This is a genomic window from Paractinoplanes abujensis, from assembly GCF_014204895.1.
In the GTDB taxonomy this organism is placed as follows: domain Bacteria; phylum Actinomycetota; class Actinomycetes; order Mycobacteriales; family Micromonosporaceae; genus Actinoplanes; species Actinoplanes abujensis.
Map to the genome: position 1 here is coordinate 9,024,512 of NZ_JACHMF010000001.1, position 22,220 is coordinate 9,046,731.

Here is a 22,220-nt window from a genome sequence, read left to right on the forward strand (position 1 = left end):
CGTTTCGCGTACCCCGCGGGGGCGGGGTGAATCAGCCCTGCCGGGAATCCCGGTTGTGACATTCATGCGGCACTATTGGCCCGCCATGACTGGGGGTGGGGCGATGACCGAGATGGGGCCTGGGCGCAACGGCACGTCGAGCAGGTTCGCCTGGCCGCTGCGCCGCCGTACGCCGGCCGGGCCGGAGGGCACCGCTGAGGACATCGCGGTACAGGACGTCGCCGAGCGGGAGGCCGCCGACCGCCGGCTGCCCCCGCCCGCGCCGGAGCCGCTGGTCGACCCGCCGCCCCGGTTTCATCTGGCCATGTTCCGGCTCGCCGCGCTCGGGCTGGCCCTGGTGCTGGCGCTCGGGCTGGCGCTGGTCCGGGTCTTCGGCAGCGGGCCGCCCTCGGTGGCCGACCTGCGCGCGCAGTCCGGGGTGGACACCTGGACCGTGCTGCCGATCGGGGTCAAGGACGATCAGCCCGGCACAGCCATCCGCGACGAGAACGGGGTCTGGAGCGGCTTCGACATCGAGATCGCCTACATGATCGCCGAGGATCTGGGCTTCCGCCGCGACGACGTGCGCTTCTACGGGATGGAGAGCGAGGACCGCGCCCGCATGCAGGGTGTCGATCTCAAGGGCAACCGCGTGCCGGTCAAGCTCGTGGTGGCCAGTTTCAGCATCACCGCGGAACGGGAGGCGCGTCAGGACGTGACCTTCTCGGAGCCGTATCTCTTCACCGAGCAGTCGGTGCTCACGTTGAAGGATCACCGCCCGGTCGCCACCCTGCGCGATCTGAAAGGTGAGAGCGTCTGTTCGCTCTCCACCGCGACGAGCGCGTCGGCCCTCGAACGGCCGGAACTCGACATCGACGTCGTCAGCCGCAACCGCATGCGCGAGTGCATAGCCGACCTGCGCGGCGGCAAGGTGACCGCGGTCTCGACCGACGCGGCGATCCTGGCCGGCTTCAAGGCCCGATCTCCCGACGAGTTCGCGCACTGGGACCTCGGCGTCGACGCCACCGAGGCGTACGGGGTCAATGTCGGTAACAACGAGGCGCTCAAAAAACTCGTCGACCTGACCCTCTACCGCTCCTACTACGACCCGGCCGACGGGCGCTGGGAGGAGGCGTACCAGAGGAATCTGCAGTCCGAGACGAAGGCCAACGGCAAAGTCCCGATCGCCATCGCGACGCAGCCCCGGCCCGCCCGGCCCGCGATCCGCGAGCTGCCGTGGGAGGACGTGTTCCGATGAGCGACGTCTTCACCAAGGGCGGCGCGATCGTCCCCCGCCGGCGCCGGGCCCAGCTCAACTGGCTGCTCACCGTGCTGCCGGCGTTCCCGCTGGTGCTGCTCGTGCTGCGGCTGTGGTACCTGAGCCGCCAGGACCTGCCCACGATGCTGCTGCTGGTGCAGTACATCTCGCCGCTCGGCATGATCAGCGCGCTCTTCATCACGCTGATCTGGACCGTGCCCGCCGTGATCCTCGTGTTGCGGCTGCTCGGCGGCATCCTGCTGGTCAGCGCCCCCGACGACGCCGGCCGCTCGCTGCTGTCGGTCACCGCGCTGCGGATGCCCGACTGGGTGGTGCTGCTGGCCGCGATGCTGGCCGGGTTCACCTGGCAGCTGCGGCTGCTGCCGACGCTGGCCATGCTGCTGGTCGCGATCCTCGGGCTGACCGCGGCGCAACGCTTCCGCGGCGAGCGCCGGCTGATGTTGTGGATCACGCTGGGCGTACCGATCCTGGTCGGCGCGATCGTGCTGATCTTCGTGTGGCCCGGCCTGATCGAGGCGTGGCGCACCGGTGAGACGTCGACGGCGCTGCTGCTGGGCGTGCCGCCACTGCTCGGGCCGCTGCTCACCGGGCCCGTGCCGCCCTGGTCGGCCCGGCTCGTCACGCACTGGCCGGCGGTCGGGGCGGCCCTGGTGGCGCCGCTGGTGATCGGCGTCGTCTTCCTGCGCGCACCGGTACTGCCGGACAGTGCCGTCGAGGTCGGGCCGCCAGGGGGCGGAACCGAGGTCGTACGGGGGCAGTTGATCAGCGTGGATGACACGTCGACGACTGTGTTGCAGGGCGGCGGCCAGGTAACGTTTCTCCCCAACGACCAAGTACGTTCCAAGACCCTCTGCCCCGAGCCCGTACGCCCGCCGGAGAGCGCTGTCGAGGTCCGTGGCTGGCCCCTGTCGGACTCGGTGCTTTCGTGGATCGCACCGACACGCCGTGTGACAGAGGTCGATCCCCGGTGCCTCGGCCGTCCCCTGAAGCCCAGGTGACGGAGTTTTCCTTCGACGCGCCGCCGAGCCCGTGCAGACAGGGTTGCGATGATCTGGGAAGCTGCACGCCATGACCTTGCATCTGCGGTGGGCCGCCGGCACCGATCAAGGACATGTCCGGAGCAACAACGAGGACTGTTACTACGCCGGTGACCGTCTCCTCGTCGTCGCCGACGGCATGGGCGGGATGGCCGCCGGTGACCTCGCCAGCCGCCTCGCCATCGAGGCGATGACGCCGCTCGACACGTCCATCGAGAACGACCAGCAGATGGACGCGTTGCACAAGGCGCTCGAGGTGGCCAACGGCCGGATCGCCGAGCAGGTCGAGAACGACAATTCGCTGCAGGGCATGGGCACCACGCTCACCGCGGTCATCTTCTCGGGCACCCGGGCCGCCATGGCGCACGTCGGTGACTCCCGCGCCTACCTGCTGCGCGAGGGCCGGCTCAACCAGCTGACCAAGGACGACACCTACGTCCAGATGCTCGTCGACCAGGGACTGATCCGCCCCGACGAGGCCGCCGGGCACCCGCGCCGCTCGGTCGTCACGCGCGTGCTGCAGGGCGAGCCGGTCAGCCCGGCGTACGTGATCGTCGAACCGGAACCGGGTGACCGCTGGATGCTCTGCAGCGACGGCCTCACCGCCGTGGTCACCAACGAGACCATCGAGCAGGAGATGCTCGCCGCCGACGACCCGAAAGCGTGCTGCGAACGGCTGATCGACCTGGCGCTGCGCGGCGGCGGGCCCGACAACGTGACGGTGATTGTCGCCGATCTGACATCGGGGGAGTGAGCACTCTTCGTTACGCCGGTCGCTGCGGTAGGTTACAGCGGCCGTTCGTCATGGGTGGTGATGATGCTCGCGCGACTCCTTGTCACGCTGGCGATCGTCCTGGGGGTGACAGCGCTCGGTGAGTTCGCCGGGCCGCCGGGTTGGCGGATCTCCGCGGACGCCGCGCAACTGGTCATCGGGGCGGCCGCGGCGTTGATCTGCTTCGCGGCGGCCCGAAGCCGTACCGGGCTGCAGCGCCGTTGGCGGATCATCGTCGGGGCCGGGCTCACCGGCTGGGCGCTGAACCGGCTCTGGTGGGTCGTCCAGGACGTCGTCGTGCCCGATCGGACACTCACGATGGTGTCCGACATCGGGTTCTTCCTGCTGCCCATGGCGCTGCTGGGCGCGCTGCTGGTGGCGCCGTACACCCGCCCGCGGTCCGTGCCCGCCTCGCCCCGCCGCGACCAGTTCGCCCTGATGATCGACAGCGTGCTGATCGCGGGCTCGCTGCTCGCCCTGGCCTACTCGACAGTCCCGCGCGACTGGTACCGCTGGGACGGCCAGCCCACCTCGCTGATCGTGGCGGCCGCGGTCTACCCGGTCGCCGACCTCATGCTGGCCACCATGGTCGGGCTCCTGCTGCTGACCCGGCCCGGCTCGCCCACCGTCCGCAAGCCGCTCACCCTGGCCGGCGCGGCCATCGTGGCGTTCGGCGTCACCGACACGCTCCGCTTCCTGCACCTGGCTGACGGTCCGTTGCCGCCGTGGCAGATGGCCGGGCACCTGCTCGGGCCCGCGTTGCTGGCCGTGGCGGCCCTCAGCTCACCCGCACCCGTGGCCGCGCCGCCGGTCGACAACGGTGAACGGGAGTGGCTGCATCTGGTGCTTCCGTACGTGCCGGTGACCGCGACCGGCGTCATGATCGCGATCAACGGCGGGGCCGGCAAACCGCTCACGCCGTTCGAGGCCTACCTCGGCTGGCTCGGCCTGGGCCTGGTCGTGGCCCGGCAGATGTTCACCATCGTCGACAACACCGTGCTGCTGGACCGCGTGTCGGAAGGGCAGAAACGGCTGCACCACCAGGCATACCACGACCCGCTGACCGGACTGGCCAACCGGGCCCTGTTCACCGAGCGGCTGACCGCGGCGCTCGGCACCCGGCCGGTGGCGGTGCTCTTCGCCGACCTCGACGACTTCAAACTCATCAACGACAGCTTCGGCCACGGCATGGGCGACCGGGTGCTGCGCGCCATCGCGGAACGCCTGCAACGCTGCGTCTCGTCCGACGACCTGGTGGCCCGGCTCGGCGGCGACGAGTTCGCGGTGCTGCTCGACCACCACGCCGCCGACGCCGAACCGGCCGGGCATCGCATCCTGAAAGCGCTGCGCGAGCCGTTCACGATCGACGGCCACACCATGGGAGTCGGCGCGAGCCTCGGCCTGGTCGTGACCGAGCCCGGTGAGCCCATGACGGCCGACGCGCTGCTGCGCCGGGCCGACTCCGCGATGTACTCGAGCAAACGCCGGGGCAAAGGCTCGATGGCCCGCTACGCCGGCACCCCCGACGGCGGTCCGAACGCCGACCTGCCCCACCTGCTGGCCGAGGCGCTGGCCTCCGGGCACCCCGCCGCGGCCGGTTTCGAGGTCTTCTACCAGCCCATCGTGCGATTCAGCGACGGCGCGACGGTGGCGGTCGAGGCGCTGGCCCGCTGGACGTCACCGGTGGCGGGCCCGGTGCACCCCGACGTGTTCGTGTCGGTGGCCGAACGGACCGGCCTGGTCGCCGCCATCGACGACTTCGTGCTCGACCAGGCCTGCGTCGACGCGGCCACGCTGGCCCACGTCTGCGGCCGGCCGATCGACATCCACGTCAACGTGTCGGCGGCCCGGCTGGGTCAGACGGGCCTGGAGGAATCCGTGGCGGGCGCCCTGGCCCGCAGCGGCCTGCCACCGTCCCGCCTGGTCCTGGAGATCACCGAGACCCGCCGCATCCAGGACATCACCGTGGCCGCCGCGATGGTCGAACGGCTGCGCTCGCACGGGGTGCGGATCGCCCTCGACGACTTCGGCAGCGGCTACAACGCCCTGGCCCAGCTGCACTCGCTGCCGGTCGACATCGTGAAGCTGGACGCCACCCTCACCGACCTCGACATCGCTCCGGGCCGGGCCGAGGCCCTGTGCCGGTCGGTGCTGGCCATCTGCACCGACCTGAGCATCGTGGTGGTGGCCGAGGGCATCGAGACGCCGGCCCGGGCGCACGCGCTGGCCGCGATCGGGTGCCCGCTGGGGCAGGGTTACCTGTTCGGCCAGCCGGGCCCGTTGCACCGCTGGCAGGCGATCCCCGCCGTTCCGCCCTCTTCGGCCGCCCACCTGGCCTCCTAGGACGTGGCCTCCGGCACCGGCTCGGCTTCTTGGCGCTGGCTCGGTTGGCCGCCCGTTTGGGCGCTGGCTTGGTTGGCCGCCCGTTTGGGCGCTGGCTTGGTTGGCCGCCCGTTTGGGCGCTGGCTTGGTTGCCCGCCCGTTTGGGCGCTGGCCCGGTTGGCCGCCCGTTTTGGGCACTAGCTTGGCTGCCCGCCCGCCTTCGGCGCGTATCGGGTGGTCACGCCGAAGGTCACATCCCGGATCTCGACATAGGCCAGCTGGGGCAGCGATGCGGCCAGGCGGCCGTGCACATGACGGGCAACCAGCTCGAACGTCGGACGGAAGTCGAAAAGCTCGGTCCACGGACGGGCGCCCAACCCGGCGCAGCAGCGTTCCAGTTCGGCGGCCGCCGCGTCGGTGTCGAAAAACCAGCCCCGCGCGGTCAGCTGCTCGTCGTCAAAAGCCACCCCCGCCCGTACGGCCACCTCGACACCTTCGCCCGGCGCGAGCAACGACTGGCCCCGCGCGGCGCGCACCGGGGACGGCAGGCCCTGCACCGCCCGGAACCGATGCTCGACCTCGACCACATAGCTCATCGGGACCTCGGATTCGTGCGACGCGTAGGTTCGGCAGTCGTCGGATCCTCCGGCCAGGGGTGCCGCGGGTAGCGGCCCCGCAGCTCCGCCCGGACCTGCGGATAGCCCTGCCGCCAGAAGGAAGCCAGGTCGCGCGTCACCGCCACCGGCCGGCCGGCCGGGGAGAGCAGATGCAGCAGAACCGGCACGCGGCCCTCGGCCAGGCGGGGAGCGTCACGCCAGCCGAACGCCTCCTGCACCTTCACGGCCAGGACCGGGGATGTGGCGTCGGCGTAGTCGACCCGCACCCGCGACCCGCTCGGGACCGGCAGGCGTTCCGGGGCCACCTCGTCCAGCCGGCCCGCAACCGACCACGGCAGCAGCCGGCGCAAACTCGCGGCGACGTCGACCCGCCCCAGATCGGCGCGGCGGCGGGCGGCGCCGAACTCGAGCCACTCGCCGGCCCGGGCCAGCAAGGCCTCGTCGGACACATCGGGCCACGGATCACCCAGCGCGGCGTGCGCAAAAGCCAGCCTTTCGCGCAGCTCGGTCGCACCTCGCGACCAGGTCAGCAAACCCAGCCCGTCGCGCCGCAACCCGTCGAGCAGCGCGGCCCGCACAAGCCCCGGATCCGGGTCGGCCAGCCGCCGCTCGACCAGCGTGATCGCGCCGAGCCGTCGAACCGTGCGGGCCACCACGTCGCCGTCCACCCAGCCGATCTCGGTCGCATCGGCCAGCAACGTCTTCGCGGCCTCGACGGCGGTCGCCTCGTCAAGCGGCACCGCGGCTCTGATCCGCGCCGTCCGCGCCCCCGCGGCCCGGTCGGCCGACGCGATGGCCAGCCACTGCACCCCGGCCAGCCCGCTACCGGCCCCGAGCTCGGCGGCGGTGCCACCGGCCATCAGATACGAGCGGCCACCCGCTTCCCGTACGCGGGCCACCCGCTCCGGAAAAGCCAGCCCCACAACGAGCCCCGCCGCCAGGTCGTCCGTCAGCCCTCGGTGCCGCTCATCTGCCCGTCCGCCCGTGACTCCGCCGCCCGCACCGGCAGACCCAGCAGCGCCCGCACCTCTGTTGCCAGCGCCCGCAGCGCCCGCGCCCGCAGCGCCCGCGCCTGCGTTGCCCGCACCCGCACGACCCACGCCGCCCTCACCCGCGCGGCCCCCACCTGCGCCGCCCGCGCTACCTCCGCCCACGTTGTCTGCGTCCGCGCCGCCTCTGTCACCAGCGCCCGTGCTCGTGCCGCCCGGACCCGCGCCGCTTCCATCCGTGCCGGCGTTGCCCGCCTCTGCGCGGCCCTCACCGTCTCCACTCACGCCCGCGCCGCTTCCGTCCGCGTGGCCCGCGCCCGTACCTGGGGTGTCTGCGTTCGCCCCGCCCTCGTCCCCCCTCCGCGCGCCTGCGTTGCTCCCGGGCGCGTCGTCTGAGCCGGTGCTGCTCGTCCCGTTCGTGGGCGGCGTGGTGCAGGCCGGGGAGCGCTGCGGGTCGGCCGGAAAGGCGGGCGTTCCCCCGTTGCTCCGGCTTGCGTCGTCCGCGATGCCGGGCGGGACGGAGGCTGCGGCGGACTGCGGTGCGACCGGAAATTCAGGGAGGTCGGGCGCAGCAGCGGCGTCGGTCACGTCGGGGAGTGATTCGTCGGTGGGGTTGCGCTGCAGGGCGGCGGTGAGGCGGCCGACCTCGGTGCGCCAGGCCGGGTCGCGGCTGCTGCGGGCGCGGCGCCAGGCAGTGGTCAGGTCGTCGGCGGCGGAACGGTCGTCGTCGAGCAGGGCGACGATCTCGGCGGCCCGCCGGGCGCCGACCGTGGGCGCGCCGTCGAGCAGGGCCCGGGCCAGGCGGGGATGCAGTCCGGCGTCGGCCAGGGCCCGGCCCCGGGCGGTCACGCGGCCCGTTTCGTCGACCGCGCCCAGGTCGCGCAGCGTGGCCACGGCCGACTGCAGGGCGCCGGGTGGGGGCTGGTCGGGCAGCGACAGCCCACTGCCGTCGGGGTGGCCCCACAGGGCCAGGTCGAGCGCGAAGCCCGTCAGGTCGGCCGCGGCGATCTCGGGCTCGGGCTGGGGCGGGAGCCGGTCGTGCTGGGCCTGCGTCCAGCAGCGGTAGACCCGGCCGGGCGCCTCGCGACCGGCCCGGCCCGCGCGCTGCACGGCGGCCGCCCGAGACACCGGCACCGTGGCCAGGGCGCCCAGCCCGCGGGCGTGATCCATGCGGGGGACCCGGCTGAGGCCGGCGTCGACGACCGCGCGCACGCCGGGGACCGTCAGGCTGCTCTCGGCGACCGCGGTCGCCAGCACCACCCGGCGGCCCGGGCCGGGGCGGAGGGCCGCATCCTGCACCGCGCCGGGCTGGCGGCCGTGCAGCGGGATCACGTCGGCCCGGAGGCCGGCCAGCCGGCCCGCCACCGCGTCGATCTCGCGCGCGCCGGGCAGGAACACCAGCACGTCGCCTTCGCCCTCGGCCAGGGCCCGGCGGGTGGTGGCGGCCACGTGGTCGAGCAGGCGCGGATCGACGCGCAGGCCCAGGGGCGGCGTGATCGGGCCGGGCGGGGGCGTCCAGATCTCCTCGACCGGGTAGACCCGGGCCGACGCCGTGACGACCGGGGCCGCGCCCAGCACGTCGGCCAGCCGGCCCGCGTCGGCCGTGGCCGAGGTGGCCAGCAGGCCCAGGTCGGGCCGGAGGGTGGCCCGCACCTCGACCAGGAAGGCCAGGGCCAGATCGGTGTCGAGGTGGCGCTCGTGACACTCGTCGAGGATCACGACCGACGTGCCGGCCAGCTCGGGGTCGCGCTGCAACCGCCGGACGAGAACGCCGGTTGTCACCACTTCGACGCGGGTGGACCGGGAGACCTGGCGGTCGCCGCGAACCGTGTAACCGACCCGGCCGCCCGGTTTCTCGCCCAGCAGCGTGGCCATGCGGCGGGCCGCGGCCCGGGCGGCCAGCCGGCGCGGCTCGGCCACCACGACCCGGCCCTCGAGCGCGAGCGGGACGAGTGTCGTCTTGCCCGTGCCGGGTGGGGCCACCAGCACCGCCGAGCCGGCGCCGGACAGCGCCGCGCGGACCCGCGGCAGCACCGGGCGGATCGGAAGGTCGGGCAGGGCGTCGTCGGCGATGAGCACGCGACCATCCTGTCCCATGGGTCCGACAAAACCCGGCGTTGTCCACAGCCCCGGAGTTATCCACAGGCCCCGGCGAACTGTCGGCCCGGCATGGCAAGGTGTGCGGCACGAAGCAACGTCAGGGAATGAGTGCACTGGGCCGTTAAGGCCTGATTGACTGATCGACACAGGAAGGGGTGCCGATGGACGCGGTCGAGGTGTTCAACTCGCTGCCCGACGCCCGCCTCGAGGCTGATCTCCGCGCCTGCCTCGCCGCGCCCGCGTGGGGTGCCAAGATCATGGCCCAGCGTCCGTATGAGCGGCGGGAGGACGTGCTCGCCGTCGCCAGTGCCGCCACGCGTGCCCTCAGCTGGCCTGAGGTGCTGGCCGGCCTGGCCGCGCACCCGCGCATAGGCGAGCGGGCGGGCGGTGACTCCAAGGAGTCCGCCTGGTCCCGTCGCGAGCAGTCGGCGGCCTCGGCCAGCGCCGACGAGCGCACCCGGGCCGCGTTGATCGAGGCCAACCGGGCGTACGAGGAGAAATTCGGTCACGTGTTCCTGATCTTCGCCAGCGGGCGCACACAGGAGGAGATCCTGGCCGCGGCCCGCGAGCGGTTGACCCACGACGAGGCGGCCGAGCGCGCGGTGGTCGTCGACGAGCTGCACGCGATCGCGCTGCTGCGACTCGAGCGGGTGCTCGATGCCCTCTGACAACGGCACGCCGCCCGAGTTCCACGCGAGGATCTCGACGCACATCCTCGACACGATCAGTGGCGAGCCGGCCCGCGACGTTTATGTGCGGTTGGAGCGACGCGACTCCGACGGGTGGGGGACGATCGCCGAGGGGCGCACGGACGACGACGGCCGGTTGCGCTATCGGGTCCCGTTGCACGAGTGGCAGGCGGGCGGCTATCGCCTGTCCTTCTACGTCGAGCCCTACCTGGGGGCCGACTGCTTCTTCCCGGAGATCACGGTCGCTTTCCACGTCCGCGACCCCGAGCGGCATTATCACGTGCCGCTGCTGCTCAGCCGTTACGGATACACGACCTATCGAGGGAGCTGAACGCGCGTGGCGATCGTGCTCGGAGAAAACCGCTACGGCAAGGCCGAGACGCGGCTGGTTCGCGTCACCCGCGACGGCGAGACGCACACGCTGGCCGATTTCAACGTCAGCATCGCGCTCTCCGGCGACCTGGCCGCGACCCACCTGACCGGCGACAACTCGGGCGTGCTGCCCACCGACACCATGAAGAACACGGTGTACGCGTTGGCCAAGGAGCACGGCGTAGGCGAGCCGGAGGAGTTCGCGCTGCGCCTGGGCCGGCATTTCGTCGAGACCCAGACGCAGATCCGCGCGGCCCGGGTCGGCATCGAGTCGTTCGCGTGGGAGAGGCTGGGCCCGCACTCCTTCCAGCGACGCGGCGACCACACGCGTACGGCGGAGGTCACCGTCACCGTCGAGCAGACCCAGGTCGTCAGCGGTCTGTCCGGCATGGTGCTGCTCAATTCGGCGAATTCGGAGTTTCACGGCTTCCCGCGCGACAAATACACGACCCTGCCCGAGACCACCGACCGCATTCTGGCCACGGCGGTCGACGCCCGCTGGCGGCACCTGCACGACACCACCGACTGGGGCAAGTCGTTCACGGGTGTCGCCGAGGCCCTGACCAAGGCCTTCGTCGGCACGCACAGCCTTTCGCTGCAGCAGACGCTCTTCGCGATGGGCAGTCAGGTGCTCAACGACCAGGCCGAGATCGCCGAGATCCGGCTGGCGCTGCCCAACAAGCATCACTATCTGGTCGACCTGTCACCGTTCGACCTGGCCAACGACAACGAGGTATTCATCGCCGGTGACCGGCCCTACGGGTTGATCGAGGGCACCGTCACCCGCGACGACGTGCCCCCGGCGATCACGGAGTGGTATCCGTGATCGTCATCGAGAACGTCGCCGTCGCCACGGTCGACACCGCCGACACGTATCACGCCGACGGCCACGTGGTGGTCGGCGACGACGGCCGCATCGCCGCGGTCGGCGCGGGTCCCGCACCCGCCGCGGACGGCGACACCCGGCGGGTCGACGGCTCGGGCTGCCTGGTCACGCCCGGGCTGATCAACACGCATCACCACCTTTACCAGTGGGCGACGCGCGGGCTGGCCGTCGACGAGACGTTGTTCGGCTGGCTGACCACGCTCTATCCGATCTGGGGCCGGCTCGACGCCGAGGTCGTCGGGGCGGCGGCCGGTGCCGGGCTGGGCTGGCTGGCCCTGTCCGGGTGCACGACGTCGATGGATCACCACTACGTCTTCCCGCGCGACGGCGGCGACGTGCTCGAGGCCGAGATCGAGGCGGCCCGGCGGATCGGCCTGCGCTTCCACCCCACGCGCGGCTCGATGGATCTCGGACGCCAGGACGGCGGCCTGCCGCCCGACAACATCGTCGAGAGCACCGACGCCGCGCTCGCCGCCACCGAGCAGGCGATCGACCGCTGGCACGACCCGTCCCCGGGCGCGATGCTGCAGATCGCGGTCGCGCCGTGCTCGCCGTTCTCGGTCACCGAGCGGCTCATGAGCGAGGCCGCCGAGCTGGCCCGGCGCAAAAATGTGCGGCTGCACACCCACTTGGCCGAGACCGACGACGAGGAGGACTTCTGCCGCGAGCGGTTCGGCTGCACCCCGGTCGAATACGCGGAGCGGCTCGGCTGGCTCGGCGACGACGTGTGGCTTGCCCACGGCGTGCACCTCGACGACTCGGCGATCGCGAAGCTGGGCGCCACCGGCACCGGCGTGGCGCACTGCCCGAGCTCTAACGCGCGGCTCGGCGCGGGCGCGGCCCGGGTGCGGGAGCTGCTCGACCATCGGGTGCCGGTCGGCCTCGGTGTCGACGGCTCGGCCTCGCAGGAGGCGGCTCACCTGGGCGAGGAACTGCGGCAGGCGCTCTACACGGCGCGGATCCGGGGCGGGCCGGCGGCGCTCGACGCGCGCGCGGCTCTGCGGCTGGGCACGATGGGCGGCGCCCGCTGCCTGGGCCGGCAGGACGAGCTGGGTTCGCTCGAGCCGGGCAAGCTGGCCGACCTCGTCGTGTGGCGGCTCGACGGGCTCGGGCACGCGGGCATCGACGACAAGCTGGCCGCGCTGGTGCTCGGGCCGGCCGCGCCGGTCGAGCTGGCGCTGGTGGGCGGGCGGCCCGTCGTCGAGCGGGCCGAACTGGTTCACGCGGATGCGGATACGCTGGCCCGCGAGGCCGTTCGCGCCCACCGCCGCCTTCTTGACAGCGAGTGACCATGCTGATCCCCGGCGCATTTAAGGAAGACTTAAGGCGGGAAGCTCGGAAAAATGTTATCGAGAATCGGAATCGCGGCTACCTGCGACGCTCTGAATGGCGTTTCTCAAATCTTTCTCCACACGTTGAAGTAACGCTCTGACCTCTGCATACTCGCTCTCGAAACGGCTCCGGAACGGCAGAGACGAGAGAGCTAGACAATGCGGACTGACCCCCAACACGTCGCCCCGCCCAACCCCCGCAATCGTCGCCGCGTGACGCGCGTTGTCCTCGGCGCGGCCGTTGCGCTGGCGGTCGGGGGCAGCGGCGTCTACATCGCCACCGCCAACGCCGCCGAGACCGTCGTGCCCGGCCGGCTGCAGGCGGAGGCCTTCTCGGCCCAGTCCGGCGCGCAGACCGAGAACACGGGTGACCAGGACGGCGGCAAGAACGTCGGCTGGCTCGCCAACGGCGACTGGCTGCGCTACGACAACGTGACCGTCGGCAGCACCGTCACGGCCCGGATCGCCTCCGACAACTCCGCCGGCGGCTCGATCGAACTGCGGCTCGGCTCGCCCACCGGCACGTTGCTGACCGCGATCCCGGTGACCAGGACCGGCGGCTGGCAGACATGGGTCACCAAGTCCGCCACGGTGAAGGCGCCGACCGGCCGGCAGAACCTCGTCGCCGTCATGAAGAGCGCGCAGAAGTCCGACTTCGTGAACGTCAACTGGTTCACGCTGGGCGGGACGGCCACGACGCCGGCGACGCCCCCGGCGACCGCGCCCACCACGGCCCCGCCGGCGACCACCCCGCCGGCGACCACTCCGCCGGCCACCACCGCCGGCTGGGTCGTGATGGACCAGGCCAAGTGGAAGGCCCAGCTCGCCGAGTTCAACGCGATGAAGCCCAAGGCGATCACCGGCAACCCCGTACGGGTGGCCGAGTTCAACGCCTCCTGCAAGGTGAGCCACGCGCGAGCCGACGACCCGATCGTGCTGCCGGGCCTGCCGGGCGGCTCGCACATGCACTCGTTCCTCGGCAACAACGCGACGGACGCCTTCACGACGACCGACACCCTGCTGAAGAACACCGGCTCGAGCTGCAAGCCGGACGAAGACCACTCGGCGTACTGGATCCCCAGCCTCTACGAGAACGGCCAGAAGGTCGAACCGCACGGCGTTACGGTGTACTACGGCTCGCGCCTGCCCGACCCGACCAAGACCGTGCCGCTGCCGCAGGGCTTCCGGATGGTCGTCGGCGACGCCAAGCGTCAGGTCGCCACGCCGAAGGGCGCCAACGGGCAGTTCTGGTGCGCCGGCGCCGGTGGCGAGATCGGCCGCAGCACCGACGGCAACTGGCCGGTCTGCGCCAAGACCGCCGAGCTCACCTTCCACCTGACCTTCCCGGACTGCTGGGACGGCATCCACCTGGACAGCCCCGACCACAAGTCGCACACCGGCCCGGCCGACTCGTCCGGCCAGTGCAGCGGCAAGTTCCCGGTCGCCATCCCGTCGATCGCCTTCGTGATCGGCTATCCGACCTCGGGCTCGCCGGCCGGCTTCAAGCTCAGCTCGGGCATGGCCAGTTCGATGCACGGCGACGTCTTCGCCGCCTGGGAGGATGCGCCCCTCGGCCACCGGGTCAAGGACTGCCTGGTGCAGAAGGCCAAGTGCGACACCTTCGGTAACCACTGATCGGTGCGGGCGCGCGCGCACCGTCCCCAGCCGCGCCCGCACCCCAGTGACAAGCGCCCACCTTCGCAGGGACCGCGGAGGTGGGCGCTTTCCTGCCGACAGCTCCCCGCTCCACTACGGTCGAAGGCATAGGGAGCAGTCGCATCGAGGGGAGCCGTCGACGATGACCGAGATCCTGTCCGACGAGGCCGTGGGGTTCGTGGCCGAGCTGAACCGGCGCTTCCGCCCCCGGCGCGATGAGCTGCTGCGGGCCCGGTCCGAGCGCCGGGCCGCGATCGCCGCCGGTGGGTCGCTCGGTTTCCTGCCCGAGACGGCCCACATCCGCGCCGCCGAGTGGAGCGCCCCGCCCGCCCCGGCCGATCTGCGGGACCGGCGCGTCGAGATCACCGGCCCGACCGAGCGCAAGATGACCATCAACGCGCTCAACTCGGGGGCCAAGGTGTGGCTGGCCGACTTGGAGGACGCCAACACCCCGCACTGGTCGAACGTCGTCGACGGCCAGCAGAACTTGCACGACGCCATCCGGCGCACCATCACGCTGACCACACCCCAGAAGACGTACGAGCTCAAGGGCGGTCCTTACCCGACGATCGTGATGCGCCCGCGCGGCTGGCACCTCGACGAACGCCACTTGCCGGTCGACGGCACGCCGGCCGTGGGCGCGCTCGTCGACTTCGGCCTCTACTTCTTCCACAACGCCAAGGAGCTGCTCGAGCGCGGCAGCGGACCGTATTTCTATCTGCCCAAGATGGAGTCCCACAAAGAGGCCGAGCTGTGGAACGACGTCTTCACGTACGCGCAGGAGACGCTCGGCATCCCGGTCGGCACGATCCGGGCCACGGTGCTCATCGAGACGATCCCGGCCGCGTTCGAGATGGAGGAGATCCTGCACGCGTTGCGGCCGCACATCTCCGGGCTCAACGCCGGCCGCTGGGACTACCTGTTCAGCATCATCAAGTACTTCCGCGACAACCCGTCGATGGTGCTGCCCGACCGCGCCTCGGTGACGATGACCGCGCCGTTCATGCGGGCGTACACGGAACTGCTCGTCTCCACCTGCCACCGGCGCGGCGCGTTCGCGATGGGCGGCATGGCCGCGTTCATCCCCAGCCGGCGTGACCCCGCGGTCAACGAGGTCGCGCTGGCCAAGGTGCGTGAGGACAAGGAGCGCGAGGCCGGCGACGGGTTCGACGGTTCCTGGGTCGCGCACCCTGACCTCGTGCCGGTCTGTCAGGAGATCTTCGACCGGGTGCTCGGGGAGGGGCCCAACCAGCTCGACCGGCAGCGGCCCGACGTGAGCGTCACCGCCGAGCAACTGCTCGACGTGGCGGCCACACCGGGCGAGGTCACCGAGGACGGGCTGCGCAACGACGTCTCCGTCGGCCTGCAGTACCTGGAGGCGTGGCTGCGCGGCAACGGCGCCGTGGCGATCAACAACCTGATGGAGGATGCCGCCACCGCCGAGATCTCGCGCTCGCAGGTGTGGCAGTGGATTCACAACGGCGTACGGCTCCCCGACGGCACCGAGATCACGGCGGAACTGGTCGGCCGGATCGAGGACGAGGAACTGGCCAAGATCCGTGAGACGGTCGGCGACGAGGCGTGGTCGGCCGGCCGCTTCGACGACGCGCGCAAACTGTTCGAGCGGGTCGCGCTGGCCGACGACTTCGCCGACTTCCTCACCACCGCCGCCTACGACTCGATCGACTGATGCGGCTCACCGGCGCCGACTACGACGAGGCCGACAGCCGGCTCGCCGCCCACGACGCGTTCCTCGCGGCGCGCTACCCGGGCGAACGGGCCGACCGGCAACCCGTGCACACCGTCTACATCCCGGCCGACCGGCTCGACGGCTTCCGCGAATGGGGCGCCGAGGCGCTGCGGGTCATGGACGAGCACGACTTCCCGTGGTCGGTGCCGGGCGTACGTGAGAAGCTGGCCCGCGAACCCATCGAGGATCTGCGGGTCGACTTCGAGGACGGATACGGCGTCCGCGACGACGACCAGGAGGACGCGGCGGTCCGCAAAGCGGCGGCGATCCTGCGGGCCGGTGACCGCCCGCCCTTCCTCGGGCTGCGCGTCAAGTCGCTCGAAGCCACCACGCGGCGGCGCTCCCTGCGCACGCTCGACCTGTTCCTGTCGTCCTATCAGGATGATCGGTTCATGCTCACGCTGCCCAAGGTGAGCGGGACCGAGCAGGTCGCCACGTTCGTCGCGCTGCTGGAGAAGCTGGAGCACGCGTACGGTCTGGCCGGCGGCACGCTCCGCTTCGAGATCCAGATCGAGCTGCCGTCGGCCGTGCTCGCCGCCGACGGCACCGCCACCGTGACCCGCCTGATCACCGCCGCCGGCGGCCGCTGCACCGGCCTGCACTACGGCACGTACGACTACAGCGCCGCCGCCGGGATCGCCGCCGCCTACCAGGCGATGGACCACCCGGTGGCCGATCACGCCAAAGCGGTCATGCAGGCCGCCGCCGCCCAGACCGGGATCCGCCTTTCCGACGGCTCCACCAACCTGCTGCCCGTCGGCTCGCGCACCGAGGTGCAGGAAGCCTGGTCGGTCCACCACCGCCTGGTCAGCCGCTCCCTCGAACGTGGCTTCTACCAGGGCTGGGACCTGCACCCGGCCCAGCTGCCGACCCGCTACGCCGCCACGTACGCGTTCTTCCGCGAGGGCCGCGACGTCGCCGTCACCCGCCTGCAGCGCTACCTGTCCCGCGCCGGCAGCGGCATCGCCGACGAGCCCGCGACCGCCCGCGCCCTCGCCGCCTACCTGCTCCGCGGCCTCAACTGCGGCGCCCTCACCGACGCCGGCTTCGCCCGGGAGGAGTTGCTCACCTTCCTGTGAAGCGAGAGCATGCCCGCCGCCGGTAAGGGGCACCTCGTGGCGCTGGACCGGTCAGGAATCGAGAAGCCGGTGAACGCCGTCGACCCCTAGCGTGAGCTGCGTGAACGACACGACTGGGAGGTCCGGGATGAAGACGTGGGTTCGGCAGGCGCACCGCTGGATGGCAGTTCTGTTCACGGTGACGGTGGTGGCGACGACAGTCGCCATCACCGCCGGGGGTGAGTCACTGCTGTGGGTGTCCTACACACCGCTGCTGCCGCTGGCCGTGCTGTTCTTTTCGGGGCTCTACCTGTATCTGCTGCCGTATCGGGCCAAGCGCCGTCACTTGGCCGGTAACCCGGTCACGTAGTCGAGCGCCTCGTCGAGCCAGGAGTCGAGGGTGGCGTCGTCGAGATGGTCACCGCCGACGAGGAGCCAGCTCTTCATCACCCGGCCGTTGCCTTCGAACGGCCGGACGCCGGGACGGCTCAGGGCCGCCTCGACCTCGGGCGCGCCCAGCCGCACGATCAGCGAGTCGCCGGTCACGCCGACCGTCATGTTGCCGTTCGTGAAGAAGGCGAGCCCGCCGAACATCTTGCGTTCGGTGACGGCCGGGTCGGTGAGCCGGTCGCGCAGGCGCTGGGCCAGCACTTCGTCGTAGGCCATGGCGAAACCCTCGCAGCGTCAGCTGAATCGGCGGAACTGGTCGGTGAGGAAACCGTCGACCGGCCGGCCGTGCAGGCGCAGCCGGGCCAGGCCGCCGTCGGGGTAGATGTCGAGGCGGGCCGCGGCGGCGACGCGCCCGGGCCGTACGGGGAAACGGTGTGGTGTGTCGGGGCGCAGGGCGGTGCGGGGCAGGATGTCGAACCACTCGGCGCCGTCCTCGGTGCCGCGGACGGCGGCCCAGCCGGGGGCGTTGCCTTTGAAGTGGGTGGTGTCGAGGTCGACCAGCGCGATCTCGGCCGGGGCGGCCAGCCGGACCGTGAGCCAGTCGTTGGCGTCGTCGCGGCGGCGGGACGTCTCCCAGCCGTCGCCCATGTGCTGGGCCAGGCCGGGCATCAGCACGTTTTCCGGATGGCCGTAGAACATGTTGCTGCACTCGGTGATCCGAGCCCCGTAGGCCAGCGCGGCCACGTCGAAGACCTCGGGCAGCAGCCGCGGGTCGGGGACGGCCACACCGTGCACCCGCAGCCGGGCCACACCACCGTCGGGGAAGATCGTGAGCCGGACGTGGGTGAATCGTTTCTCGCTCGTGACGGCGAACAGGTTGCGGCTGTCACCGGCGAGCGGCGACTTCGGGACCAGCGGGGTCCACTCGGCGGCCAGCAGGTCGGCCGGGGCCGGATAGCCGTCGGCGGCCAGCCCGTCGATCGCCGCGTGGGGCGGATAGTTGCCGGTGAAGAAGGCCGTGTCGACGTCGACGCCGCGGATCACGCCGGGCGCGCCGAGCCGAACGATCGCCGTGTCGTGGCCGGGCTCGCGGCGCCGGCGGGTCTCCCACCCGTCGTAAACCTGGCCCTTGTGGTCGAAGGTGCGCGGCGCGAACACCGGCGGGGCCGGCAGCACCAGATGGTCGGCCGCGGCGAAGAACTCGTCGTCGGCCCACACGACACCGCCGCCGAGCGCGCGCGAGGCCAGGTCGGGCAGCGTGGCGAAGTCTTCCATCAGGTGTCCTCCCGGGTCAGGAAGCGGCCCCGCGCCACGTCGCCGGTCACGGCATGCCCGCGCAGCCAGGTCGTGCGCACCACACCGGACAGTTTCTTGCCCGCGTACGGCGTTACGGGGTTCTTGTGATGGAGCCGGGCCGGCTCGACGACGAACGTCTCCTCGGGGTCGAACGCGACCAGGTCGGCCTGCGCGCCCACCTCGATCCGGCCCTTGCGGTGCAATCCCACCAGGTCGGCCGGGCGGCGCGCCATCCAGTCGGCCACGTCGGCCAGCGCATGGCCCCGGGCCCGGGCCGCTGTCCAGATCACCGGCAGGCCCAGCTGCACCGACGCGATGCCGCCCCAGGCCGCCGCGAAGTCACCGGTGTCGCGCCGCTTGAGCTCGGGTGTGCAGGGGGAGTGGTCGCTGACGACGCAGGTGATCAGCCCGTCGGCCAGCGCCCGCCAGAGCAGGTCGGCGTTGGCGGCGTCGCGAATCGGCGGGCAGCACTTGAACTCGGTCGCGCCGTCGGGGATGTGGCCGGCGTCGAGGGTCAGGTAGTGCGGGCAGGTCTCGGCGGTGACCGGCAGACCCTCGGCCCGGGCGGCCGCGATCAGCGGGAGCGCGGTGGCCGCGGAGAGATGCAGGATGTGGACCCGGCGGCCGGCGCGGCGGGCGGCTTCGACGGCTGTCGCGATCGCGGCGTGCTCGGCCTCGGGCGGCCGGGACGCGAGGAACTCGTCGTACGTTGCCCCACCGGATAGATCGGACAAGTAGCGAGGGTCTTCAGCGTGGATCACGAACAGGGCAGGCGCCGCGTCAAGCGCCGCCGCAAGCTCCGGCGGCGACAACGGCGGGAACTCCGGCACACCGGAATCGGCGAGGAAGGCCTTGAAGCCGAAGACGCCTGCCTCGTGCAGCGCGGGCAAAGCGGATGAATTGCCGGGGATGGCCCCGCCCCAGAACCCGACGTCGACGAAGGTCTGACCCCGCGCCGCCGCCTGCTTGACCCGCAGAGCCGGCACGTCGACGGTCGGCGGCAGACTGTTGAGCGGCATGTCGATGATCGTTGTGACGCCCCCGGCGGCCGCCGCGCGCGTGGCCGAGGCAAACCCTTCCCACTCCGTACGCCCCGGCTCGTTCACATGCACATGCGTGTCGACCAGCCCCGGCAGCAGCGCGGTCCCGCCCAGGTCGGTGTCGGCCTCGGTGTCGAAGACGTCGTCATAGCTCCCGACGGCCACGATCGTGCCGCCCTGGATCGCCACGGCGGCCGCGCGCTCGCCACCACCCGTGACCACCCGCCGCGACCGCAACACCAGCTCGACCATGAGCCGACACTACCGGCCCCGTGTGACAAGAAAAGACGATCGATCAGGACGCGGGCGCGACCCGGGCCGCCCACTCCACCGCCTCGGTCGCGGGCAGCACGCGGTTGAGCACGACCTCGGGCCGCATCAGGGGATAGGTGCGGCCGAGGTTCCAGCTCCGCTCGTACGGCGGGGGGTCGAGCACCACCACCCGATGATCGCCGAGCAGCGGGATGTCGGCCGGCCGGCCCTCGTTCCAGATGGTCTCGCCGGTCGCGTCGGCCAGATAGAACTGCCCCCGGATCGGCTCCGGCGGGGACAGCTCGCCCTCGGTCGCCGCGGTCACCCACGCCGGGTCGGGCGGGGTGCCCGGCAGCAGGCCGCGGGCGGGGGCGCCGATCAGGGTCGCGGCCAGCAGCGTGTGCAGCTGGAAGTTGTCGCCCACCCCGCTGATCGTCAGGTCGTACGCCTGCTGGGTGGGCCGGTGCACCACCAGCAGCGGCTCGTCGTCGAGCACCTCGAGCAGGCCGTGCAGCCACGCCGCGTCCTCGGAGTGCGGCACCATCGCGGCCGCGGCCGCGGTCAGGCGATCGCGCTGCGGCAGGGCCTGGCGGGCCTGCTTCTGCTGCAGGGCCAGCAGCAGGCTGGGGATCCAGTCCGGCACCGTGAACCAGGCCTGGGTGATCTCGCCGGCCTCCTCCGGGGTCAGCCCGGCCGACGCCTGCACGACTCGTTCACGCAGGTCGCGATAGTCGTCGGCGGAGGTCGGCGGGGCCACCCGGTCACCCAGCTTGTCGGCCAGCACCCCGAACTGGGCGGCCAGCTCGAGCCCGGTCGACAGCCGGTCGGCCAGCACCGGCAGCACCGGCAGCGGGTCGGCGCCCTGCTCGATCAGCCCGGCCACCAGCGTCGCCAGCAGCCCGCCGTTGCCCAGCGCGACCTGATCCAGGGCCGGCACCAGCGGCACCAGAGCGGCGCTCAGTTCCTCCGGGCCGGCGTGGGGGAGCCGGTCCACAATGGCGCGGTAGCTCCGGGTCGAGGCCCGCGAGTCGAGCCGGCTCACGGCGTCAGCCAGGCCGGTGCAGAGCTCGGGCAGGGCGTTCCCGGGTCGTCCCAACATCCGCGCATCGTATGGGCCGCTTGCCCGCGGCACCAGATCGGCGGTGGCACCGGAGCGCCGAAAATCGCGTGAACGGACCGGCCGTTCGCGTTACGGTGTGCGGCCGTGAAGCGAATCGTGACGCTCGTGCTGGTCCGCCCCGACGGCACCGTCCTCGGGCAGGCCGAGCCGTTCGAGGCCGACGTCCCGTGGTGGCAGGAGGTCAGCGGCTTCGGCTCCGGCCTGCAGGTGCTGCGGCTGCTCGGCGCCGATCGCCCGGCGCCGCCCGGCGGTCACGTCACCTACCTGGCCGAGGTCACCGGTGCTTTCCCCGGCAAGATCAACCCCGTTTCCCCGTACGAGGTGGGGCCGCACCCCCGCCGGGCCCCGTACGCGGAGGTGGGCGGTCCCACCGCCTCGATCTCGTGGGCGACCGGCATCGTGCCCGGCACCACCGCCCACCAGCAGCGCACCTGGAACCTGTCGGCGATCTGGCGGCTCGACGACAAGGACGGACACCCGGTCGCCTGGCTCAAACAGGTGCCCCGGTTCTTCGGCCACGAGGCCTATGCGTTGCGGATGGTCGCCGAAGTCGCCCCGCAGCTGGTCCCGAGACTGATCGCCGACGGCGAGGACGGCCGGGTGCTGCTGGCCCACGCCCCCGGCGAGGATCGTTACGGCGCCGGCCCGGAGGTGTGCGCGCGGATCGCCGAGGCGTTCCATCCGATCCAGGCCCATTTCGCGGCCCACCCGGCCCCGCTGGCCGGCATCCCCGACGCCCGGCTCACGGTCGAGCCGTTCGCGCGGGTGGCCGAGCCGCACTACGCGTCGATCCCCGGCCTGCGGCGGCTCATCGACGACCTGCCCGCCCGGTTCGCCGCGATCGCCGCGTGCGGCCTGCCCGACACCCTGGTGCACGGCGACCTGCATCCCGGCAACGCCCGCACCGACGACGAGGGCCGGCTGACCATCATGGACTGGGGCGACTGCACGTACGGGAATCCGGTCTTCGACATCCTGCGGCTCACCGACGGCCGCACCGGCGGTTTCGCGCCCCACGACGAGACGCTCGCGGCCTGGGCCGACCGCTGGAAACAGACCGTGCCCGGCTGCGATCCGGTGCGCGCGGCGGAGCTGATGCGACCGGTGGCCCCGCTGCGCTCGGCGCTCGTCTACGCTGCGTTCCTCGACCACATCGAGCCCACGGAATGGCCCTATCACGCCGCTGACGTGCCGGAACGTCTGGCTGCGGCGGTCGCCGAAACGGTTCCATAAGGAGCGTATCGGGGGCGTAACAGTATGGACACCGAACTGCCCCGATTGATCT

At 72.0% G+C, this 22,220-nt stretch carries 19 protein-coding genes; 13 read left to right on the forward strand and 6 right to left on the reverse strand.

What is annotated here, in order from left to right; genetic code table 11:
• Window positions 1–103 precede the first annotated feature (103 nt).
• From BKA14_RS41585 to BKA14_RS41600, 4 genes are all read left to right on the forward strand, one after another.
• Window positions 104–1,237: a transporter substrate-binding domain-containing protein gene (locus BKA14_RS41585; RefSeq protein ID WP_239092636.1), complete on the forward strand. Its 1,134-nt coding sequence runs from the start codon at window positions 104–106 to the stop codon at window positions 1,235–1,237.
• Window positions 1,234–2,256, forward strand: coding sequence for a hypothetical protein (locus tag BKA14_RS41590; protein WP_184956201.1), 1,023 nt, complete (start codon window positions 1,234–1,236; stop codon window positions 2,254–2,256). The genes BKA14_RS41585 and BKA14_RS41590 overlap by 4 nt, the downstream gene beginning before the upstream one ends.
• Before the next feature lie 70 nt (window positions 2,257–2,326).
• Window positions 2,327–3,049 carry a PP2C family protein-serine/threonine phosphatase gene (locus BKA14_RS41595; protein WP_184956202.1) on the forward strand — a complete coding sequence of 241 codons (723 nt, stop codon included), beginning with the start codon at window positions 2,327–2,329 and terminating at the stop codon, window positions 3,047–3,049.
• 63 nt (window positions 3,050–3,112) lie between these two features.
• Window positions 3,113–5,410, forward strand: a complete 2,298-nt coding sequence (locus BKA14_RS41600; RefSeq protein ID WP_184956203.1) for a putative bifunctional diguanylate cyclase/phosphodiesterase — start codon at window positions 3,113–3,115, stop codon at window positions 5,408–5,410.
• 176 nt (window positions 5,411–5,586) lie between these two features.
• Here BKA14_RS41600 and BKA14_RS41605 read toward each other — a convergent pair whose 3' ends face one another.
• Both BKA14_RS41605 and BKA14_RS41610 read right to left on the reverse strand, forming a co-directional pair.
• Window positions 5,587–5,985 (reverse strand): hypothetical protein, encoded by a 399-nt coding sequence (locus BKA14_RS41605; protein WP_184956204.1) that lies wholly within the window; start codon window positions 5,983–5,985, stop codon window positions 5,587–5,589.
• Complete coding sequence (locus tag BKA14_RS41610) at window positions 5,982–9,074, reverse strand: ATP-dependent RNA helicase (protein ID WP_184956205.1); 3,093 nt, start codon at window positions 9,072–9,074, stop codon at window positions 5,982–5,984. The genes BKA14_RS41605 and BKA14_RS41610 overlap by 4 nt, the downstream gene beginning before the upstream one ends.
• A 182-nt stretch (window positions 9,075–9,256) precedes the next feature.
• Between BKA14_RS41610 and uraD the strand changes: the two genes are divergently transcribed.
• The 8 genes from uraD to BKA14_RS41650 all read left to right on the forward strand — a co-directional run bounded on the left by uraD (window position 9,257) and on the right by BKA14_RS41650 (window position 17,207).
• Complete coding sequence (gene uraD, locus BKA14_RS41615) at window positions 9,257–9,763, forward strand: 2-oxo-4-hydroxy-4-carboxy-5-ureidoimidazoline decarboxylase (RefSeq protein WP_184956206.1); 507 nt, start codon at window positions 9,257–9,259, stop codon at window positions 9,761–9,763.
• Window positions 9,753–10,115, forward strand: coding sequence for a hydroxyisourate hydrolase (gene uraH, locus BKA14_RS41620; protein WP_184956207.1), 363 nt, complete (start codon window positions 9,753–9,755; stop codon window positions 10,113–10,115). Before uraD ends, uraH begins: the two co-directional genes overlap by 11 nt.
• Before the next feature lie 6 nt (window positions 10,116–10,121).
• Window positions 10,122–10,982, forward strand: a complete 861-nt coding sequence (gene pucL, locus BKA14_RS41625) for a factor-independent urate hydroxylase (protein ID WP_184956208.1) — start codon at window positions 10,122–10,124, stop codon at window positions 10,980–10,982.
• Entirely contained in the window at window positions 10,979–12,331 is a 1,353-nt protein-coding gene (locus BKA14_RS41630) for an 8-oxoguanine deaminase (protein WP_184956209.1), read from the forward strand. Before pucL ends, BKA14_RS41630 begins: the two co-directional genes overlap by 4 nt.
• A gap of 255 nt (window positions 12,332–12,586) precedes the next feature.
• Window positions 12,587–14,008, forward strand: coding sequence for a DUF1996 domain-containing protein (locus tag BKA14_RS41635; protein WP_239092630.1), 1,422 nt, complete (start codon window positions 12,587–12,589; stop codon window positions 14,006–14,008).
• A 163-nt stretch (window positions 14,009–14,171) separates the two neighbouring features.
• Complete coding sequence (gene aceB, locus BKA14_RS41640) at window positions 14,172–15,719, forward strand: malate synthase A (protein ID WP_184956211.1); 1,548 nt, start codon at window positions 14,172–14,174, stop codon at window positions 15,717–15,719.
• Window positions 15,719–16,858 (forward strand): DUF6986 family protein, encoded by a 1,140-nt coding sequence (locus tag BKA14_RS41645; protein WP_184956212.1) that lies wholly within the window; start codon window positions 15,719–15,721, stop codon window positions 16,856–16,858. Before aceB ends, BKA14_RS41645 begins: the two co-directional genes overlap by 1 nt.
• Before the next feature lie 127 nt (window positions 16,859–16,985).
• Window positions 16,986–17,207, forward strand: a complete 222-nt coding sequence (locus BKA14_RS41650; RefSeq protein ID WP_184956213.1) for a hypothetical protein — start codon at window positions 16,986–16,988, stop codon at window positions 17,205–17,207.
• Here the strand turns inward: BKA14_RS41650 and BKA14_RS41655 are convergent.
• Genes BKA14_RS41655 through BKA14_RS41670 form a run of 4 tightly spaced genes read right to left on the reverse strand, consistent with a single transcriptional unit; the run spans window position 17,180 to window position 20,914 of the window.
• A complete protein-coding gene (locus BKA14_RS41655) occupies window positions 17,180–17,503 on the reverse strand; it encodes a TfoX/Sxy family protein (RefSeq protein WP_184956214.1) in 324 nt (107 codons plus the stop codon). The genes BKA14_RS41650 and BKA14_RS41655 overlap by 28 nt on opposite strands.
• An 18-nt stretch (window positions 17,504–17,521) precedes the next feature.
• The gene (alc, locus tag BKA14_RS41660; protein WP_184956215.1) at window positions 17,522–18,502 is read right to left on the reverse strand and encodes an allantoicase; all 981 of its coding nucleotides are present in this window, start codon (window positions 18,500–18,502) and stop codon (window positions 17,522–17,524) included.
• Window positions 18,502–19,815 carry an allantoinase AllB gene (gene allB, locus BKA14_RS41665; protein ID WP_184956216.1) on the reverse strand — a complete coding sequence of 438 codons (1,314 nt, stop codon included), beginning with the start codon at window positions 19,813–19,815 and terminating at the stop codon, window positions 18,502–18,504. The genes alc and allB overlap by 1 nt, the downstream gene beginning before the upstream one ends.
• A 43-nt stretch (window positions 19,816–19,858) precedes the next feature.
• Window positions 19,859–20,914, reverse strand: coding sequence for a hypothetical protein (locus tag BKA14_RS41670; protein ID WP_184956217.1), 1,056 nt, complete (start codon window positions 20,912–20,914; stop codon window positions 19,859–19,861).
• Window positions 20,915–21,019: 105 nt separating this feature from the next.
• Here BKA14_RS41670 and BKA14_RS41675 point away from each other — a divergent pair, with 105 nt between their 5' ends.
• Entirely contained in the window at window positions 21,020–22,168 is a 1,149-nt protein-coding gene (locus tag BKA14_RS41675) for a phosphotransferase (RefSeq protein ID WP_184956218.1), read from the forward strand.
• The last annotated feature ends 52 nt before the right edge of the window (window positions 22,169–22,220 follow it).

What these genes read in the sequence shown, in the direction of transcription:
- BKA14_RS41585 (WP_239092636.1), top strand. Translation starts at nt 104, where the DNA reads ATGACCGAGATGGGGCCTGGGCGCAACGGCACGTCGAGCAGGTTCGCC.
- BKA14_RS41590 (WP_184956201.1), top strand. Translation starts at nt 1,234, where the DNA reads ATGAGCGACGTCTTCACCAAGGGCGGCGCGATCGTCCCCCGCCGGCGC.
- BKA14_RS41595 (WP_184956202.1), top strand. Translation starts at nt 2,327, where the DNA reads ATGACCTTGCATCTGCGGTGGGCCGCCGGCACCGATCAAGGACATGTC.
- BKA14_RS41600 (WP_184956203.1), top strand. Translation starts at nt 3,113, where the DNA reads ATGCTCGCGCGACTCCTTGTCACGCTGGCGATCGTCCTGGGGGTGACA.
- BKA14_RS41605 (WP_184956204.1), bottom strand. Translation starts at nt 5,985, where the DNA reads ATGAGCTATGTGGTCGAGGTCGAGCATCGGTTCCGGGCGGTGCAGGGC.
- uraD (WP_184956206.1), top strand. Translation starts at nt 9,257, where the DNA reads ATGGACGCGGTCGAGGTGTTCAACTCGCTGCCCGACGCCCGCCTCGAG.
- uraH (WP_184956207.1), top strand. Translation starts at nt 9,753, where the DNA reads ATGCCCTCTGACAACGGCACGCCGCCCGAGTTCCACGCGAGGATCTCG.
- aceB (WP_184956211.1), top strand. Translation starts at nt 14,172, where the DNA reads ATGACCGAGATCCTGTCCGACGAGGCCGTGGGGTTCGTGGCCGAGCTG.
- BKA14_RS41645 (WP_184956212.1), top strand. Translation starts at nt 15,719, where the DNA reads ATGCGGCTCACCGGCGCCGACTACGACGAGGCCGACAGCCGGCTCGCC.
- BKA14_RS41650 (WP_184956213.1), top strand. Translation starts at nt 16,986, where the DNA reads ATGAAGACGTGGGTTCGGCAGGCGCACCGCTGGATGGCAGTTCTGTTC.
- BKA14_RS41655 (WP_184956214.1), bottom strand. Translation starts at nt 17,503, where the DNA reads ATGGCCTACGACGAAGTGCTGGCCCAGCGCCTGCGCGACCGGCTCACC.
- alc (WP_184956215.1), bottom strand. Translation starts at nt 18,502, where the DNA reads ATGGAAGACTTCGCCACGCTGCCCGACCTGGCCTCGCGCGCGCTCGGC.
- allB (WP_184956216.1), bottom strand. Translation starts at nt 19,815, where the DNA reads ATGGTCGAGCTGGTGTTGCGGTCGCGGCGGGTGGTCACGGGTGGTGGC.
- BKA14_RS41670 (WP_184956217.1), bottom strand. Translation starts at nt 20,914, where the DNA reads ATGTTGGGACGACCCGGGAACGCCCTGCCCGAGCTCTGCACCGGCCTG.